Annotated in this window: 14 protein-coding genes; 3 read left to right on the top strand and 11 right to left on the bottom strand. The window is 67.5% G+C overall.

The window, feature by feature from the left end; translation table 11 throughout:
* Nucleotides 1-149: 149 nt before the first annotated feature.
* The 7 genes from D4B81_RS16910 to D4B81_RS16880 all read right to left on the bottom strand — a co-directional run bounded on the left by D4B81_RS16910 (nucleotide 150) and on the right by D4B81_RS16880 (nucleotide 6,801).
* Nucleotides 150-1,016 (bottom strand): PfkB family carbohydrate kinase, encoded by an 867-nt coding sequence (locus D4B81_RS16910; RefSeq protein ID WP_161965257.1) that lies wholly within the window; start codon nucleotides 1,014-1,016, stop codon nucleotides 150-152.
* Nucleotides 1,016-2,041, bottom strand: a complete 1,026-nt coding sequence (locus tag D4B81_RS16905) for an SIS domain-containing protein (RefSeq protein WP_122263846.1) — start codon at nucleotides 2,039-2,041, stop codon at nucleotides 1,016-1,018. The genes D4B81_RS16910 and D4B81_RS16905 overlap by 1 nt, the downstream gene beginning before the upstream one ends.
* Before the next feature lie 38 nt (nucleotides 2,042-2,079).
* Entirely contained in the window at nucleotides 2,080-3,120 is a 1,041-nt protein-coding gene (locus D4B81_RS16900) for a Gfo/Idh/MocA family protein (RefSeq protein ID WP_122263845.1), read from the bottom strand.
* Nucleotides 3,117-3,887, bottom strand: a complete 771-nt coding sequence (locus D4B81_RS16895; RefSeq protein WP_122263844.1) for an amino acid ABC transporter ATP-binding protein — start codon at nucleotides 3,885-3,887, stop codon at nucleotides 3,117-3,119. Before D4B81_RS16895 ends, D4B81_RS16900 begins: the two co-directional genes overlap by 4 nt.
* Nucleotides 3,884-4,675, bottom strand: coding sequence for an amino acid ABC transporter permease (locus tag D4B81_RS16890; protein WP_419866252.1), 792 nt, complete (start codon nucleotides 4,673-4,675; stop codon nucleotides 3,884-3,886). Before D4B81_RS16890 ends, D4B81_RS16895 begins: the two co-directional genes overlap by 4 nt.
* 92 nt (nucleotides 4,676-4,767) lie before the next feature.
* On the bottom strand, nucleotides 4,768-5,646 hold the full coding sequence (locus tag D4B81_RS16885; protein WP_122263843.1) for an ABC transporter substrate-binding protein: 879 nt from the start codon (nucleotides 5,644-5,646) through the stop codon (nucleotides 4,768-4,770).
* Between the two features lie 27 nt (nucleotides 5,647-5,673).
* Nucleotides 5,674-6,801 (bottom strand): NAD(P)/FAD-dependent oxidoreductase, encoded by a 1,128-nt coding sequence (locus D4B81_RS16880; protein ID WP_122263842.1) that lies wholly within the window; start codon nucleotides 6,799-6,801, stop codon nucleotides 5,674-5,676.
* A gap of 173 nt (nucleotides 6,802-6,974) precedes the next feature.
* Between D4B81_RS16880 and D4B81_RS16875 the strand changes: the two genes are divergently transcribed.
* The gene (locus D4B81_RS16875) at nucleotides 6,975-8,018 is read left to right on the top strand and encodes a LacI family DNA-binding transcriptional regulator (protein ID WP_122263841.1); all 1,044 of its coding nucleotides are present in this window, start codon (nucleotides 6,975-6,977) and stop codon (nucleotides 8,016-8,018) included.
* A gap of 694 nt (nucleotides 8,019-8,712) precedes the next feature.
* Here D4B81_RS16875 and D4B81_RS16870 read toward each other — a convergent pair.
* Nucleotides 8,713-9,939, bottom strand: coding sequence for an IS256 family transposase (locus D4B81_RS16870; RefSeq protein ID WP_122263840.1), 1,227 nt, complete (start codon nucleotides 9,937-9,939; stop codon nucleotides 8,713-8,715).
* A gap of 289 nt (nucleotides 9,940-10,228) precedes the next feature.
* Here D4B81_RS16870 and D4B81_RS16865 point away from each other — a divergent pair, with 289 nt between their 5' ends.
* Complete coding sequence (locus D4B81_RS16865) at nucleotides 10,229-12,124, top strand: ATP-dependent nuclease (protein ID WP_122263849.1); 1,896 nt, start codon at nucleotides 10,229-10,231, stop codon at nucleotides 12,122-12,124.
* Between the two features lie 324 nt (nucleotides 12,125-12,448).
* Here D4B81_RS16865 and D4B81_RS16860 read toward each other — a convergent pair whose 3' ends face one another.
* From D4B81_RS16860 to D4B81_RS16850, 3 genes are all read right to left on the bottom strand, one after another.
* Nucleotides 12,449-12,829, bottom strand: coding sequence for a type II toxin-antitoxin system death-on-curing family toxin (locus D4B81_RS16860; RefSeq protein ID WP_202613748.1), 381 nt, complete (start codon nucleotides 12,827-12,829; stop codon nucleotides 12,449-12,451).
* A complete protein-coding gene (locus tag D4B81_RS16855) occupies nucleotides 12,826-13,335 on the bottom strand; it encodes a Panacea domain-containing protein (RefSeq protein WP_161965256.1) in 510 nt (169 codons plus the stop codon). Before D4B81_RS16855 ends, D4B81_RS16860 begins: the two co-directional genes overlap by 4 nt.
* A gap of 294 nt (nucleotides 13,336-13,629) precedes the next feature.
* Nucleotides 13,630-14,076: a DUF6933 domain-containing protein gene (locus D4B81_RS16850; RefSeq protein WP_202613747.1), complete on the bottom strand. Its 447-nt coding sequence runs from the start codon at nucleotides 14,074-14,076 to the stop codon at nucleotides 13,630-13,632.
* A 53-nt stretch (nucleotides 14,077-14,129) separates the two neighbouring features.
* Here D4B81_RS16850 and D4B81_RS16845 point away from each other — a divergent pair, with 53 nt between their 5' ends.
* Nucleotides 14,130-14,858, top strand: a complete 729-nt coding sequence (locus tag D4B81_RS16845) for a UPF0158 family protein (protein WP_122263838.1) — start codon at nucleotides 14,130-14,132, stop codon at nucleotides 14,856-14,858.
* Nucleotides 14,859-15,211: the final 353 nt, after the last annotated feature.

The following is a 15,211-nucleotide window of genomic DNA, read 5'->3' as shown; positions in this document are numbered from 1 at the left end:
GTCCCGCTTGCCGGGGAGCGCCTCAAGAGTCCCCACGTTGACGAAAGACATGACCCGAACCCTATCGGCACTCCGGCCGACGGCGGCGGGGCCGTGACTGCTTGCAGCGGCACGTCGAGCGCGCACCTCTGCCGCGTGGAGAAATGTCGTTAGGAACCCAGGGTGCGTGAGCCGACGGAGGTCAGCGTGTCGACCACTGATGCCGCCGACGGCGTCACGTCAGCTCCGTGGCCGAAGCCGCCCGCCTCGAGGCATGCGGCGGAACCCTCTACTGCCGCTGCGTCTGCCAGTTCCTGCGCGTCGACGTTCCGGGCGAGGATGCCGCACAGGGCGCGGGCGATAAACGCATCTCCCGCGCCGAGGGTGTCACGTGGCTCGGTGTGCACGACCCGTGCCCTGACGACGGACGATTCGTGCGAGACCATGGCAGGCTGGGCACCTCGCGTTGCGAGCGCCCAGCGAGGACCGTGCCGGTGCGCCCAGTTGATAGCCTCGCCGGTCTGGTCCTCCGTCAGGTGGGACGCTGAGAGGCATGCGACCCAGACGTGGGGCAACAACTCCTCCGCCGCCGCGACGTCGGTGATGATGTCGAAGTCGTAAGAGACGCGGGTCCGCCGGGCGATCTGGGGAACCACCTTCTCAAGTCCGCTGCAGTAGCTGGTGTGGGCGAGGTCGAACCCCGCGACGAAGTCGAGATCGTCGTCGTCCGGGATGAAGGTGCGCACGCCCAGATCTGTGGACCCGAAGTAGCGTTCGCCCTCGACGTGACGCACGACGGTGATTGAGGTGCGGCCTGGAATGACCCTCACCCGGCTGGTGTCGACGCCCTCTGCGGCGAGGGCGTCCAGAAGCATCTGTCCACGGTCGTCATCGCCGACCTGACCGACATAGGCCGCTCGGGCGCCGGCCCGGGCGGCCCGTACGGCCACGTTCACGCAGTTGCCGCCGGGGTACATCCGCCCTTGGTCCACGTAGCAGTCGGTGACGTTGTCGCCGATGGCCACGATGGAGACCATCAGTAGTCCACCTTCCACATGTAACGCCGCTCCTTGAGGGAGTGGCCCGACCATGCCTCGAAGTGCTCAGCCAGTCGGCCGATGAGCGTACTGGCGACGATCAGGGTGCCGAGGAACGGCCGCATCGAGGTGGGAACCCCGGGCAGGGTCAGCCGGGCGCCGTCGACGTAGTGCACCTTGGTGCTGTAGCGCTCCAGGAACCGGGACACCCGCTCCCCCATGGGGCGGGTGGAGTCCTCACCGGTCAGGACGATGACGGGCAGGTCCTCGGTGACGACCTCGAACGGGCCGTGGAGGAACTCACCGGCGCCGACCGGTACGGCATGCTTCCACTGCATCTCCTGCAGGTAGCACATGGCCAGGGTGTTCGCCGCTGACTCCAGGGGTCCCGAGCCGACGACGTACACGACGGGTTCGGCGTGCAGCGCTTGTGCGATGCCGTGGAGGTGCTCGTCGACCTCATCGATCGCCGAGCGGAACGCGGTGGGGGCCGCCTGGAGGGCGGTCATCGCCTCGGCGTGGTCCGGGGCGGCGCCCAGCGCACGCAGCAGTGACCATCCGATGAGGGCCAGGACGACCTGCTTGGCCTCGATGCCTTCGTGCAGCACCAGCTGAGGGCAGGCTCGGCCCACGATGCTGGTCGGGTCCTGGGTGACGCCGACGACGGTGGCGCCCTGCTCGCCGGCGAAGGCGGCCGCCCGGGCGGTCTCGCCGGTGCCGCCGTTGGTGGAGCTGATGACGACGAACGAGCCGGCGCCGAGAGCGACCGGGCGGCGGGTGAGGAGCTCGTCGGCGTTGATGACGTGGACCGGGACTGGGCTGCGGTCCAGCAGAACCCGCAGCGGTCCGAAGCCGAACAGCGAGCCGCCGCAGCCGACGAGGAAGATGTTGCGCACGCCGCTGGTGACGGCTGCTTCGACGAGGGTCTCGATCTGCGCGCGGGTAGTCAGGGCGGCCTCGATGCGGGCGCTGAAGTCGTCCGGGACAGGGCGCACGTGGTTGGTGGGGGTGGTGGTGACGGACACGGTGATCCTTTCGGGGGTCGTGGGTGTGCTGCGGGCGCTCAGTCGGCGCGGCGCACGGGGAACTGCTGGTGGATGATCTCGATGAGCTCGATGACGGCGAGGCTGTCGGCCGGGTCGACCGGCGGCGGGGCGCCGTCGCGCAGGGCAGCTGCCAGTCCGCGGTAGAAGGCCGCGTAGTCACCGGCGGCCGTGGGCAGGGGTTGCTCGTCCCCGGGGAGCCCGAGGACGCCCCACTGCTCCTGCGGTTTCTCGCCGAAGCCGGGGTCGGTGGGCGCGGCGCCCTGCTTCAGGGCCGGCTCCTGCGGGTCGAGCCCGTATGCCGTGAAGCCGCGCTGAGAGCCGAGCACCCGGAACCGGGGGCCGAGCTGGGATGCCAGACCGTTCATCCACAGGTGGGAGGTGACCCCGCTCCGGTGCTGAAGCGCGACGAAGGCGTCGTCGTCTGCGCCGTCACCGGGGCGGTAGCGGAGAAGTTCGGCGTGGACGTCCCGGACCGGGCCGAAGAGTTGCAGCGCCTGGTCGATGAGGTGGGGCCCGAGGTCGTAGAGGATCCCGCCGCCCTGGCTGGCGGGGGCGCTCGCCTTCCACGCCTTGGACTCCTCTGGCTTCCACCACTCGAAGCGCGACTCGAACCGGCGGATGGTGCCGAGCCTGCCCTCCTGGACCAGAGCGCGCACGGTGAGGAAGTCGCCGTCCCAACGGCGGTTCTGGAACACGGTGAGCACCCGGCGTGCCCGTTGCGCGTGCTCCAGCAGGTCCTGACCCTGCTGGGCGGTGACCGACAGGGGCTTGTCGACGACGACGTGCAGACCTGCGTCGAGCAGCCGGTGCGCCTGTTCGGCGTGGTGGGCCGGTGGCGTAGCGACGACGGCGAGGTCGAGGTCCTCCACCCGTTCCAGGAGGGCGTCGACGTGGGGAACGACCTGGGCACCGGGATGCTCGTTCCGCGCTGCGTGCGCCCGTTCGGCATCGGCCGTGACGAGGACGCTGACGGAGAAAGCGGGGTCGGCTGCGAGGAAGGGTGCGTGGAAGTAGCGGCCGCCGGTGCCGTAGCCGACGACGGCGGTGCGGATGCTCACAGCACCTCCGAGAGGAAGGCGCGCAGCCGTTGGCTCTGCGGGTCGTCGAACAGCTGGGCCGGCGGCCCGGCCTCGACGACCTCGCCCTCGTCCATGAATACGACCTGGTCGGCGACCCGGCGGGCGAAGTTCATCTCGTGGGTGACGACGACCATGGTCATGCCGCGGCGTGCCAGGGATGCCATGAGGTTGAGCACGCCCTTGACGAGCTCAGGGTCCAGCGCGCTGGTCACCTCGTCGAAGAGCATGATCTCTGGCTCCATGGCCAGGGCCCGAGCGATGGCCACCCGCTGCTGCTGCCCGCCGGACAGGTCTCGCGGCCGGTGGTCGGCTCGGTCACCCAGGCCGACCTCGTCCAGCCGTTCCCGGGCGAAGTGGAGGGCTTGCTCCTTCGGTACGCCCTTGACCTTGCGCAGCGCTAGCGCGACGTTCTCCAGGGCGGTGTGGTCCGGAAAGAGGTTGAAGTGCTGGAACACCATGCCGATGCGCTGGCGGAGTCGGTCTGGCTGTACTTTCAGCGCGCTGTCGCCAGCGATCAGAACGTCACCGCTCTTGGGCTCGTGCAGCCGGTTGACACCGCGCAGGAGCGTGGACTTGCCCGATCCGGAGGGGCCGATGACGCAGGTCGTGGTGCCGGCGGGCACGTGGATGGTGACGTTCCGGATGACCTCGAACTCGCCGTAGGCCATCCAGAGGTCGATGAGGTCGAGGCTGGAGCCTTTGTAGGTGGGCGGCTCGGTCGTGGCGGAGGTGGTCGGGGCGCTCATGTGTTCTCTCCGTGGACGCGGGGGGATACCTTCAGGTCCATCTCGTGGACCTCCTTGAGTCCGCTGGTGGGAGCGGCCGGCCGACGACCGGTGCGGAATCGGTTGTCGATGTAGTTGACCAGGTGCGTCAAAGGCACTGTGATGGCCATGTAGAAGGCCCCGGCGAGGACCAGCGGGGACAGGTTGCCGGTGAGGACAGCGGCGTCCTGGCCGACCCGGAACAGCTCACGCTCGCTGACGAGCAGGCCCAGGAAGTAGACCAGCGAGGAGTCCTTGACGATGGCGATGAACTGGTTGACGAGGGCGGGCAGCACGCGCCGGACGCCCTGGGGGACGACGACCAGTCGCATCGCCCTGGCGTAGCTCATGCCGAGGGCGCGGCAGGCCTCCAGCTGGCCCTTGTCGACGCCCAGGATGCCGGCACGGAAGATTTCTCCCATGTAGGCGCTGGCGATGAGGGACAGCGCCAGGATCCCCAGCGGGTAGGGCGAGGGTCCGAAGATGGACTGGCTGAACCGGGCCAGCCCCTGGCCGATGAGCAGGATCGTCAGGATCGCCGGGAGGCCGCGGAAGATGTCGGTGTAGACCCGTGCGGGCAGCCGCAGCCACGCGCTCCGGGAGATGCCCATGATGGCGACCAGCATGCCGAGTACCACCCCGATGAGGGTCGCGGCGATGGAGATGATGAGGGTGTTCTTCAGTCCGGTCCCGAGCATCTGGGGAAAGACGAGCCACATCGCCTCGAAGTCGAGGAAGGTGCGCCTGAGCAGTTCTAGCCATTCGATCATGAGTGGCTCCTATGCCAGTGAGGACTACCGCTGACCCGGGGCGAGGTCGGCCGCGCGTGCGGCGACCGGGCTCCCGCCCCGGGCGAGGGAAGTCAGGACGTTGTCGTGGCGGCGTCGTCGCCGGTCTGCTCGGACGAGGGCAGGTACTGGTCGGGCATCGGCGAGCCGGGGAACCACTCCTCGTAGAGGTCGCGCCAGGTGCCGTCCTCCATCTTTTCCTCGATGCAGACGTTGAGGGCCTCGCGGAAGGCGTCGTTGTCCGGGGCCACGGCGAAGCCGGCCGGCGCGTCGAAGGAGGGGATGTTGATGGCCAGCTCGATGTCGTACTGCGTGGCGTACTGCTTGGCGGCCTCGTAGTCGGCGAAGTGGGCGTCGATCGAGCCGCTGTTCAGGGCGGAGATGCCGGCGTTGTTGTCCGGGAAGCGGACGAGCTCGGTGTCGGGGAAGTTCTTGAGCGCGTAGGCCTCCTGCAGCGTGCCCTGGACCACGCCCAGACGGGAGCCCGACAGGTCGCCACCCTCGGTGACGCCCGCACCGGCGGGGGTGATGACGGTGAGGTAACCGGCCAGGTAGCCCTCGGAGAAGTCGACGGTCTGCTTCCGCTCCTCGGTGATGCCGATGGCGGCGACGCCCACGTCGAACTGGCCGTTGGCCACTCCGGGCAGGATGGCCGAGAAGTCCTGGCCGGTGAAGACGACGTCCTCGATACCGACGCAGCCAGCGACCTCCTGGAAGAACTGCACGTCGAAGCCGGTGAACTCACCGCTTTCGTCGGTGAAGGTGTAGGGGCGGGCGTCGCCCATGCTGGCCACGCGGACGCTGCCGGGCTGGATGAGGTCGAAAGCGTCGGTGCTGGCCGGGGTGGCGCTGTTGCCCGCGGTCTCACCGCCGTCTGAGCCGCAGGCGGAGAGGGCGAACAGGGCGGCGGCGGACATGGCGGCCGCGCGGACGGTGCGGGAGGTGACGATCATGATGTGGTTTCCAATCTGGGTGGTGGGTCAGGCTGCGAAGCGAGCGGGGCGAAAGGACTGCAGGAGCGGGCTGGGGGTGTCCGTGAGGACCTCACGAGCGAGGAGCTCCCCGAGGATGAGGGCCAACGTGGCGCCGCTGTGGGTGAAGAGGACGTGGTAGCCGCCGATGCCGGGCAGCTGGCCCACGACCGGCTCCCCGTCGCCGGGGATGGGCTTAGGGCCGGCGCCGTAGGACGCCAGCTCAAGGGTGGGGTTGCCCTCGAGCACCGCAGAGGCCTCGCGGAGCAGTCCCTGGACGGTGGAGTCCTCGACCTGGAAGCCGCCGTCCTCGTGCACGACGATCTCGCGCTCCGACCAGCCGGAGTCCAGGACAAGCGAACCGTCCGGCGTCGGCCGGACCGCCACCCGTGGAGTGTTGAGCACCGCACGCAGCGCGACGTCGACGGGCGGGGTGCGTACCAGGAGCGAGATCGGGGTGGCGTCGGGAATGGCGATGCCAAGGCTGGCGACGGTGGCGGGCACGGCCGGACCGGTGGCCAGGACGGCGGCGTCCACCTCATGTATGTCGCCCGACGCGGTGGTGACCGCGGTCACCCGATCGCCCTCGACGACGATGGTGGAAGGGCCGGCGTGCTCGACCACCGTGCCCCCACGAGCGTGCAGCTGCTGGACCAGGTGGTCGATGAGCGGCGGAAGCTCTACCCACCCCTCGGAGGGGTTGAAGATCGCTCCTTCATCGGGGATGGCGGCGGGGTCGACACCGGGTGTCATGTCGGCGACCTCCTCCCGGGTCAGCCACTGGGCGTCATAGCCGTTCTGTCGCATGTGCTCGAAGTCCACCCGGTGCCGCTCGGGGCTGCCGGCCGGCGCCCAGGTGAGGCCCCCGTCGAAGCGGAGCCATCCGGCGGCGTGGGTGCGGGCAGCCAGGGTGCGGTACCGGTCAAGGCCGAGCATCCGCAGCTCGTGGTAGGCACCGCTGCGCCGGCCGTAGGAGTTGAGCCAGGACAGGGAGCGACCGGAGGCTCCGCTGCCCAGGCGGGTGTCGGTGACGAGGGTGACGTCGGCGCCCTCGGCCGCAAGTGCGGCGGCGGTGGCGACGCCCAGGACCCCTCCGCCGACGACGGCGACCCTGGGAGCTGGCACACGGTCGGTCATGGGATGTGACTCTCCTTCACGAACAGATGATGAACGATGGCACCGTTGAGAACCTTCTCAATCCGATGTGGTGATAACGTTCTCATCTGAACCGGGTGACGTCAAGAGGGCGACTCGAAAAAAGTTTGGGAGAGCGTGTGGACAGGTCGCAGTCGGGCTCCAGGAGGCCCTCGATGGCTGAGGTGGCGCGGACCGCCGGGGTGTCCACCGCGACCGCGGGGCGCGCGCTGGGCGGTTACGGCTCGGTGAGCCCTGAGGCACGCACGCGAGTCCTGGCGGCGGCGAAGGAGCTGGGATACCGCCGCAACGACCTGGCCCGGGCGGTCATCACTGGGCGCAGCGACACGATCGGCCTGGTCGTGGCCGACATCGACAACCCGTTCTTCGCCGCGGCGGTCCGGGGGGTGAGCGACGCTGCGCGAGCGGCGGGGTACGAGGTGCTGCTGGCGAACACCGACGAGGATCCGCATCGGGAACGGTCAGCGGTTGACGTGCTGCTGGCCAGACGCGTCGACGGACTGATCGTCGCCCCCACCTGGGGAGATCCTGAGCACCTGCAGCGCGCACAGCGCTCCGGCACCCCCGTCGTGCTGCTCGACCGACGGATCGAGGGGGTCGACCTTGACACCGTGATGGTGGACAACTTCGAAGCCAGCCGGAGGGCGGTCGCTTACCTCGTGGACGCCGGGCACCGCCGCATCGCCATGGTGACCGGCGGGACGCGACGCTCGCAGGTCGCCCCCCCAGGGCAGCGCGGCGTCTCCACAGGCCGGGACCGCGTCGAAGGGTTCCTCCGCGGGGCGGCCGAGGCAGGTCTGCAGGAGCCCGAGCGCTACCTGCGCACGGCAGCCGGAACGCCCGACCTCTCCCAACGAGCCACCGCCGATCTGCTCGCCGGCCACGAACCGCCGACGGCGCTTTTCGCCTCGGACAGCCGGGTGGCGCTCGGGGCGGTCAAGGCGATCAGGCAGGCTGGCCGCACGATCCCCGACCACATCTCGCTGGTCGCTTTCGACGACGCCGACTGGACCGGTGTCGTCACACCGACGATCACGGTCATCTCCCAACCTGCCCAGGCCCTCGGCCGCCGAGCAGCCGAAATGCTCCTCGAGCGGATTTCCGGTGCCCAGGAAGAACCGCGGGAGGAGTTGTTGCCAACCGTGTTCATCGAGCGCGACTCCGTGGCCCCTTGCGCCGACGACACCAGAGGGGCATAGATGAACTCGGCGATGTGATCACCCTCACCCGTCGTCCCAGAACGAGTCCCCCCTCCCCGTACGGCTGGAGATTCACCACCAGTGCCTGTGCAGCCACCTGAACACTAGGCATTCGCCCGGGGATGAGGCCTGGGCTCACGAGGCCTCCTGCCTCGAAGGCGAGCTCGCGTCTCAGGCGGGTCAGCGGTGGGTGTCCCTCTCCCACAGCGGAACAAGAAGGGTCCGCGTGTGGAGTAGCTACTACGGACCCGCGCTTATCGCCCGAGAGAGGGCCCCGCGCAGGCTCACCCCGCGGCGGGATCGCCGAACTGGCTGAGTGCTCACCCTGATGGCACCGGAGGCCGGGAGGCCGGCCCCCAGACAACCGCAAGCGCCGATGAGCGCGCGCTCATCGGGGATATGTCGGTGATCGGTTCCTGCCAAGGGTCGTGACGGACGGATCCGCTTGATATATGTAGGTGATCTTTGGACAACGGCGTTGCAGCGTTGGCCTCGTCGACCCCGCTTGAGGCGGGGCCTGTGATGAGTGCTGTGCTGCCGTGCGTGATCCCGCCTGCGAAGGTCTCCCCGGGGGCCCGCGGGGTCTCTGGGCGATCCGTTGCTGGTGCCTACGCGAAGTTCATGGCGGCGCGCTCATTGCCTCGGGAAGGATTGAGTCCCGCTGGGTGGTGGGCTTTGAGGTGATGCTCGTTGCCTACCGGTCGCTCTCTTCGAGGGCGACGGTCTCAGTATCGCTGCTCGGGTAGAGCTTGGCCATGGAGCCTTCGGAGAGGTAGCGGCGTTCGTCGACCTTCCACTCGTCGTGGGTGTCGGCCAGGACGGCGCCGATGAGGCGGATGACGGCGGCCTCGTTGGGGAAGATGCCGACGACGCGGGAGCGTCGCTTGATCTCCTTGTTGAGCCGCTCGAGGGGGTTGGTGGACCAGATCTTGCGCCAGTGCTCACGCGGGAACGCAGCGAACGCGAGGACCTCGGACTTGGCGGCGTCCATGAGCGGTCCGGTCTTGGGGTACCGGCTGGCCAGGTCGTCGCGGACCTTGTCCCACTGCCGGGCCATGGAGGCCAGGTCGGGCTGGGCGAAGATGGTGCGGAAGACCGCGGCGACCATCTCGGTCTCGGCCTTGGGCACGTGCGCGAGGACGTTGCGGATGAAGTGGACCCGGCACCGTTGGTGGGACGATCCCTGGAACACCCGGGTGAGGGCGGCGACCAGGCCGACGTGCTGGTCGGAGATCACCAGCTGCACACCGCCCAGGCCCCGCTTCTTGAGCCCGGTCAGGAACGCCCGCCAGAAGACCTCGTCCTCGCTGTCACCGACGTCCAGGCCCAGGACCTCCCGCCGGCCGTGCTCGGTGACGCCGGTGGCGATCACGACGGCCTTGGACACGACCATCGCGGCCTCGGTCCGCACGTGCAGGTACGTCGCGTCGAGGTAGACGTAGGGGAAGCGGTCGTGGTCCAGGCGGCGGGTGCGGAACGCGCCGACCGCCTCGTCCAGACCGGCGCAGATCCTCGAGACCTCCGACTTGGAGATCCCCGTCCCGCCCAGGGCGACCACGAGGTCGTCCACGGACCGGGTGGACACGCCGTGGACGTAGGCCTCCATCACCACCGCGTACAGCGCCTGGTCGATCCGCCGGCGCGGCTGCAGGATCGAGGGGAAGAACGAGCCGGTGCGCAGCTTGGGGATCGAGACCGTGACGTCGCCGCCCTTGGTCGTCAGCAGCTTGGGGCGGGTGCCGTTGCGTTCCGTCACCCGGCCGGGCGTGCGTTCGTAGCGGGCGGCGCCGATCGCCTCGGTTGCCTCGGCCTCGATCATTTCCTGCAGCACGATCCGCACGGACTCGCGCACCAGGTCCACACCGTCACCGGCGCGAAGTGCGTCCAGCAGGTCGGACACGGCAGACTGGGGAAGGGTCATCGGTGAGATCTCCTCTGGTGAGTGCTTGGCGGTACACACCGAGCATCTCGCCGATGACCCCTACGTCACAGGGCCACACCCACTCCCCAAACCCCACCACTTCACGGGACTCTTACTCGGGAGAAGACCCGACCTGGACGCCTGGGCCCAGTTGGGCGGCAAGTCGCTGCTCAATTGGTCCCGTTCACCAGCACCAGTGTCGGTGCCCGCATCTATGCTGATGCGCAGCCAACCCGCGGGGTTACCGCCCGCCTCGGATCAACTCGTCGTTCTCATCAAGGAGTGGCTCGTGCGACTGAAGAGTGCCAATGTCAAGAAGTTCAAGTCGGTGGACGACTCGACTTCAATTCGCATCGAAGAAGACGTCACCGCTCTGGTCGGAAAAAACGAGTCTGGAAAGACCGCCGTCCTCCAGGCGATGTACCGGCTCAACCCTCTGACCAGCGGCCACCCGACAGGCTTCGAGGAACTCCGCGACTACCCGCGGCGATACCGCTCACGCGACAAGAAGGTCATCCCCACCGTCGCGCCCGTCTCTATGGAGTTCGAGCTCGACGACACCGACATAGCTACGTTCGAGTCCAAGTTCGGCCAAGGCACTCTGGTGAAGGAGTCCGACGGCGAGAGCCCCGCGCAGTCTCTGACGGTCGAAGTCAGCCGCAGGTACGGCAACCAGAGCATGTTTTTCGGCCCGCTGGCCGATGAGGTGGCCATGATCCGCGGGCGAATCAGCAATGCCGGGCTTTCGCTACCCAAATACGAAAAGAAGACGTACAAGGACACGATCGCAGCCTTGAAAGAGTCTACCGCCGAGGGGGCGAAGAAGCTGGGCGCCGATCTGGAGGAGGAAGACCTTCCGCGCCAGGGGCAAAACCTGCTTCGCGGACTACTGCCCAAGTTTCAGTACTTCGACGAGTACAACATGCTCCCAGGGAGCGTCTCTATCCGACGTCTGCAAGGCCAAGACGAGGACGACCTCGAGCCCGACGAGCGAACGGCTCTGGCGCTGCTACGCCTGGCCGGCGTCGAGCAGGAGGAGTTCACGGAGGCCGAGTACGAGTCACGGAAGGCCGCGCTTGAAGCCGCGGCGAACCAGTTGACCGACGAACTCTTCGAGTACTGGACACAGAATGACGACCTATCCGTCGAGCTCGACATCGAGTTCCGGCCGGTTAAACCTGCATCGGCCAGCCACGTGCAGCCGCCGCCGGAGCCGTGGCTTCAGATCCGGGTCCGGAACCAGCGTCACCGCGTCACGCTCAACATGTCTGAGCGATCCAAGGGCTTCGTCTGGTTCTTCTCGTTCCTCGCCGCCTTCTCCGAGTTTGCCGACGAGACTCGCCGGGTGATCCTCCTGGACGAGCCCGGACTCAACCTGCACGCGAAGGCGCAAGCCGATCTTCTGCGGTACATCGACGAGAAGCTCGCGCCTCACCACCAGGTGATCTACTCCACTCACTCGCTCTTCATGATCGCCCCCGATCACATCGAGCGGTGCCGCACCGTGGAAGACCTCGACAACAACGGAACCAAGGTCAGCGAAGACGTGTGGTCGGCGCGGCCGGAGACTGTGTTCCCGCTCCTAGGGGCCCTGGGCGTCGAGATGTCGCAAACCCTCATCATTGGTGGCCACCAACTGCTTGTCGAAGGACCGGCCGACGTCACCTACTTGTCGATCGTCGGCCAGGTCCTGCAGGAGGCCGGAGGGCGAGGCCTCGACCCACGCTGGACCGTCACGCCGGTGGGTGGCATCGACAAGCTGCCTACCTTCGTCGCCCTCCTCGGGAGCAGCGATCTCGACATCGCGGTGCTCATGGATGGCGCCAGCGGCGGCAACCAGCGTCTGACTCAGCTGGTCAATCGTGGACTGCTTGACGCGAAGCGGCTTATCCCCATCACCGACATCACGGATAGCACGGAGGCGGACCTGGAGGACCTCTTCGAGGTCGACTGGTACCTGAGCCTCCTAGACAAGTCCGGAGTCGGCAAGCTGACTGCCTCGAAACTAAAGGGAGGCGGTCGCATCGTCAAGCGTGTCGAGGCCGCGCTCGGGAGACCCTTCGACCACTACCAGCCCGCAGCATGGCTTCTACGCGACAACACCGACACCGTGGCCGCGCTCAGCGACGAGGCCAAAGCGCGATTCCAAAAGCTCATCGACCGACTCAACGTGCTTTTGCCCTAACGCCGCAGCGATATCCTGACCAAGGCGACCTCGACGACCGGCGTGGCCCGGCCTCAGTGGTTCAGAAAGGAACGATGCTCGTAGAACTGTCCGGATGACGATCGTCAACGACCTAGCTCCACCCGGGCGGGACTTGCTGCGGGAAAGCCGCCGGCTGACGTGCGGACGTGGGGGTAGCCCGTCAGCGCGCAGTCCCGCGGTCTGTCACACACCCAGGCGTGCCCGACTCGTCCTAAGCCGCCCGAGGCGGCGCTGACTGATGCGGCGGCCCCGGCTCACGTGCAGAAAGCCGGGGCGCCGACTCAGCGGCACTGATGGGGCGATTCACGAGAAACTGGTTAGGCGGTCATTCAGCCACAGTGCGGCCTTAACCTCCGCGTCCGGAACGCCGACCAGGCCTCGCACGAACCCGTCAACCTCGCTCGCGGAGACTTCCATTATCGTTTGACCATTCATCTCCAGCAAAGTCATCGTGCTCAGCCACGCCAGGCGCTTATTCCCGTCGGTGTAAGCCTGCACCCGCTGGATACCCTCCAGAAGTTTGCCTGCTTTTTGTGCCAGCGTCGGGTACAGCTCGTGGCCGAAGACGTTCTGATACGGCGCAGCAACTGCGCCATCGAGCAAACCAAAATCTCGAAGCCTGCCCGCTCGAACCTGCTCTGCGTAGATCAGCTGAACGTGACCGACGCTGAGTACACGAATCACCCGCCTAGGAGTGCCAGCGCTTCACTCCAGCGCTCGGCATTCGCGGCCGCAATCGCACTGATTTCGTTACGGTCGCTTGTCTCCTCAGTCCGCGTCACAGGCTTCGCAGGGCCGCGCCCTGCGATCGCCTCCGTCGTGAAGAACCTCCGCATGGCGTCGTGGGTGATCTCATCATCACACCAGCTTCGGTCGCCACGGTCGTTCCACACGTCCGCCCAGGGCGCTTGCTCATGCGTGAGGGCGCTCAATTGTGAGCCATTGAGGCGACCGTACTGCGCGAGCACTGCGTCCACGATCACCCGCTCCTCCGCGGTCAGGACAGTAGAATCAGCCGCGTCCTGTCTGTAGCGAAGCGCGCGCAGTACCGGCCCGTTCTCCCACGCCTCAATCTTCTCAGGGAAGAGGGGACGTCCGTCCCAGGCGAGCGACCAGGCCTGGGAGAGGTAGACGAGCTTGTGTAGTTGGGTCTCACCCCAAACGTGCTGACGTGCCTTGATGTACTTCATCACGTCGATTGCCCTTGCCACAGCTCCTCCTCTCCTGGATCTCGCCAGTCTAGCGCTCGACAGGGACACACCGCGTCATGCAGTGCGTCATGGCTTGCTCACTCGCGCCGTGCCGGGGCCCAGGACTCGCGTGAGCTGCCACAGCCACCTCCTTCTGGTATTCGAAGCGCCGCCTTAGCCGCTGCCTCGAGGGTCAGGTTCGCCACGCAGCCGCCGCAACTGGGCAGGCGTGCACGCACATGCCGCTGGTCGGCCGTGCTTACCGGGCTCAGGTCACGTTCTGCAGGAGGGCTGTCAGTTCGCGGTCGGGGCTGACGTGACGTGGGTACAGAGGGCCGCACGGGCAAGCAGATCGGGGTTGCGGTCCGCGACGCGGTGGGCCTGAGCTAGGTAGGCGAACTCGTTCATCGACCCGGTCAGGCTGCGGCTGGCAGTGGTCGCGAGGGTGTAGTCGGCCGTCTCTGCGGCTTCGTTCTGCACGACGGTCTCGGGGACTTTGTGCGCCCGTAGGACCGCGGCCAGGTGCTCGGGGAACCTGTCGAGCAGGGTCGCGGCGGGAGCCAACGGCATCAGCACCGGGAGCAGGGTCGTCTGGCTGACCAGGAGCGCGACCTGACGTGGCCGCCAGGGCAGGAGCGTGGCGTACCAGTCGCCGAGCAGGCTCGTCGATTCCTGCTCCTCCACGGCGCTAACCGGGCCTAATCGCTGCAGGAGCTTGCGGGTAGCGCGCACGATGACCATGGCTCCCATCCTGCCTGCACCGCTTCCACCGGCGTCAGGGCCACAATGGCGGCATGTCGCTGAAGGAGTTCCGTGCTGCCCTACGCGGAGCCACGTACCGCGCCGACGCGCTTGAGGTGCTGCGCCTTCTTGAGGAGCGAGCCTGGCCGGAGCAGGTGCTGCAGCTCATCGGTGACGCTCTCCTGGTCGCGGTCACGTCTGGATCCGCCAGCGCCCATGGCCTGGTTCGAGCCTGCGTCGCACGACTGCAGGCGCGGGGATGGGACGGCGACGTCGACCTGGCCGACGCACTTGCGGCGCGGCTCGGTGATGGGCCCCAGCCACTCCTGAGGCTGGTCCGTGTCGATCTGGAGGAGCTCGCCAGCGTGCGCGAGGGCGACCCCACCCACGGAGGCGGGCGAGTCGACCTGGCCACGGGGCAGGTCTGGCCCCAGACGGTGTACGAGGACTTCCGCGCCGATGAGAGCGACGAAGAAGAGGAAGAAGACGAAGCAGCTGGTACGAGGTGGCTGTGGGTCGACCCGGTTGGTTCGCGGTCCGGCTACCGCGACATGGAAGTCTTTACCGAGACTGTCGAGGATGAACACCTGGCCGAGCTGTTGACTATGGCCATCAGCGGGAAAGGTGCTTTCCGCCGGTTCAAGGACGCGATTGCACACCACCCGGAGGCCGCCGATCGCTGGTACGCATTCAGCGAAGACCGCGTCCGCGGCCGCGCTCGAGCATGGCTGGCAACAGAGGGCTACACGCCGCGTCCAGGACGAACTCCCTCACCGCTCTGACATCCGCATCTGCCGCGTGGAGGACGGCTGCGCTCGTCCGACTTTGCCGCGCTGAGGACGGCTACGCTCGTCCGATCATGCCGCGCTGAGGACGGCTACGCTCGTCCGATCATGCCGCGCTGAGGACGGCTACGCTCGTCCGATCATGCCGCGCTGAGGACGGCTACGCTCGTCCGATCATGCCGCGCTGAGGACGGCTACGCTCGTCCGATCATGCCGCGCTGAGGACGGCTACGCTCGTCCGATCATGCCGCGCTGAGGACGGCTACGCTCGTCCGATCATGCCGCGGGCAGTGCGGTTCCTGTATCGCCTTGTCAGCAATCATCCAGTGCGGCGATGGCCTGCACGCGTC

The sequence above is a fragment of the Ornithinimicrobium cerasi genome (genome assembly GCF_003702705.1).
Taxonomy (GTDB): Bacteria; Actinomycetota; Actinomycetes; order Actinomycetales; family Dermatophilaceae; genus Ornithinicoccus; species Ornithinicoccus cerasi.
This window is presented reverse-complemented; position numbering and strand designations above follow the sequence as displayed.

What these genes read in the sequence shown, in the direction of transcription:
- D4B81_RS16850 (WP_202613747.1), bottom strand. Translation starts at nt 14,076, where the DNA reads ATGGTCATCGTGCGCGCTACCCGCAAGCTCCTGCAGCGATTAGGCCCG.
- D4B81_RS16885 (WP_122263843.1), bottom strand. Translation starts at nt 5,646, where the DNA reads ATGATCGTCACCTCCCGCACCGTCCGCGCGGCCGCCATGTCCGCCGCC.
- D4B81_RS16910 (WP_161965257.1), bottom strand. Translation starts at nt 1,016, where the DNA reads ATGGTCTCCATCGTGGCCATCGGCGACAACGTCACCGACTGCTACGTG.
- D4B81_RS16845 (WP_122263838.1), top strand. Translation starts at nt 14,130, where the DNA reads ATGTCGCTGAAGGAGTTCCGTGCTGCCCTACGCGGAGCCACGTACCGC.
- D4B81_RS16855 (WP_161965256.1), bottom strand. Translation starts at nt 13,335, where the DNA reads ATGAAGTACATCAAGGCACGTCAGCACGTTTGGGGTGAGACCCAACTA.
- D4B81_RS16895 (WP_122263844.1), bottom strand. Translation starts at nt 3,887, where the DNA reads ATGAGCGCCCCGACCACCTCCGCCACGACCGAGCCGCCCACCTACAAA.
- D4B81_RS16890 (WP_419866252.1), bottom strand. Translation starts at nt 4,675, where the DNA reads ATGATCGAATGGCTAGAACTGCTCAGGCGCACCTTCCTCGACTTCGAG.
- D4B81_RS16880 (WP_122263842.1), bottom strand. Translation starts at nt 6,801, where the DNA reads ATGACCGACCGTGTGCCAGCTCCCAGGGTCGCCGTCGTCGGCGGAGGG.
- D4B81_RS16870 (WP_122263840.1), bottom strand. Translation starts at nt 9,939, where the DNA reads ATGACCCTTCCCCAGTCTGCCGTGTCCGACCTGCTGGACGCACTTCGC.
- D4B81_RS16875 (WP_122263841.1), top strand. Translation starts at nt 6,975, where the DNA reads ATGGCTGAGGTGGCGCGGACCGCCGGGGTGTCCACCGCGACCGCGGGG.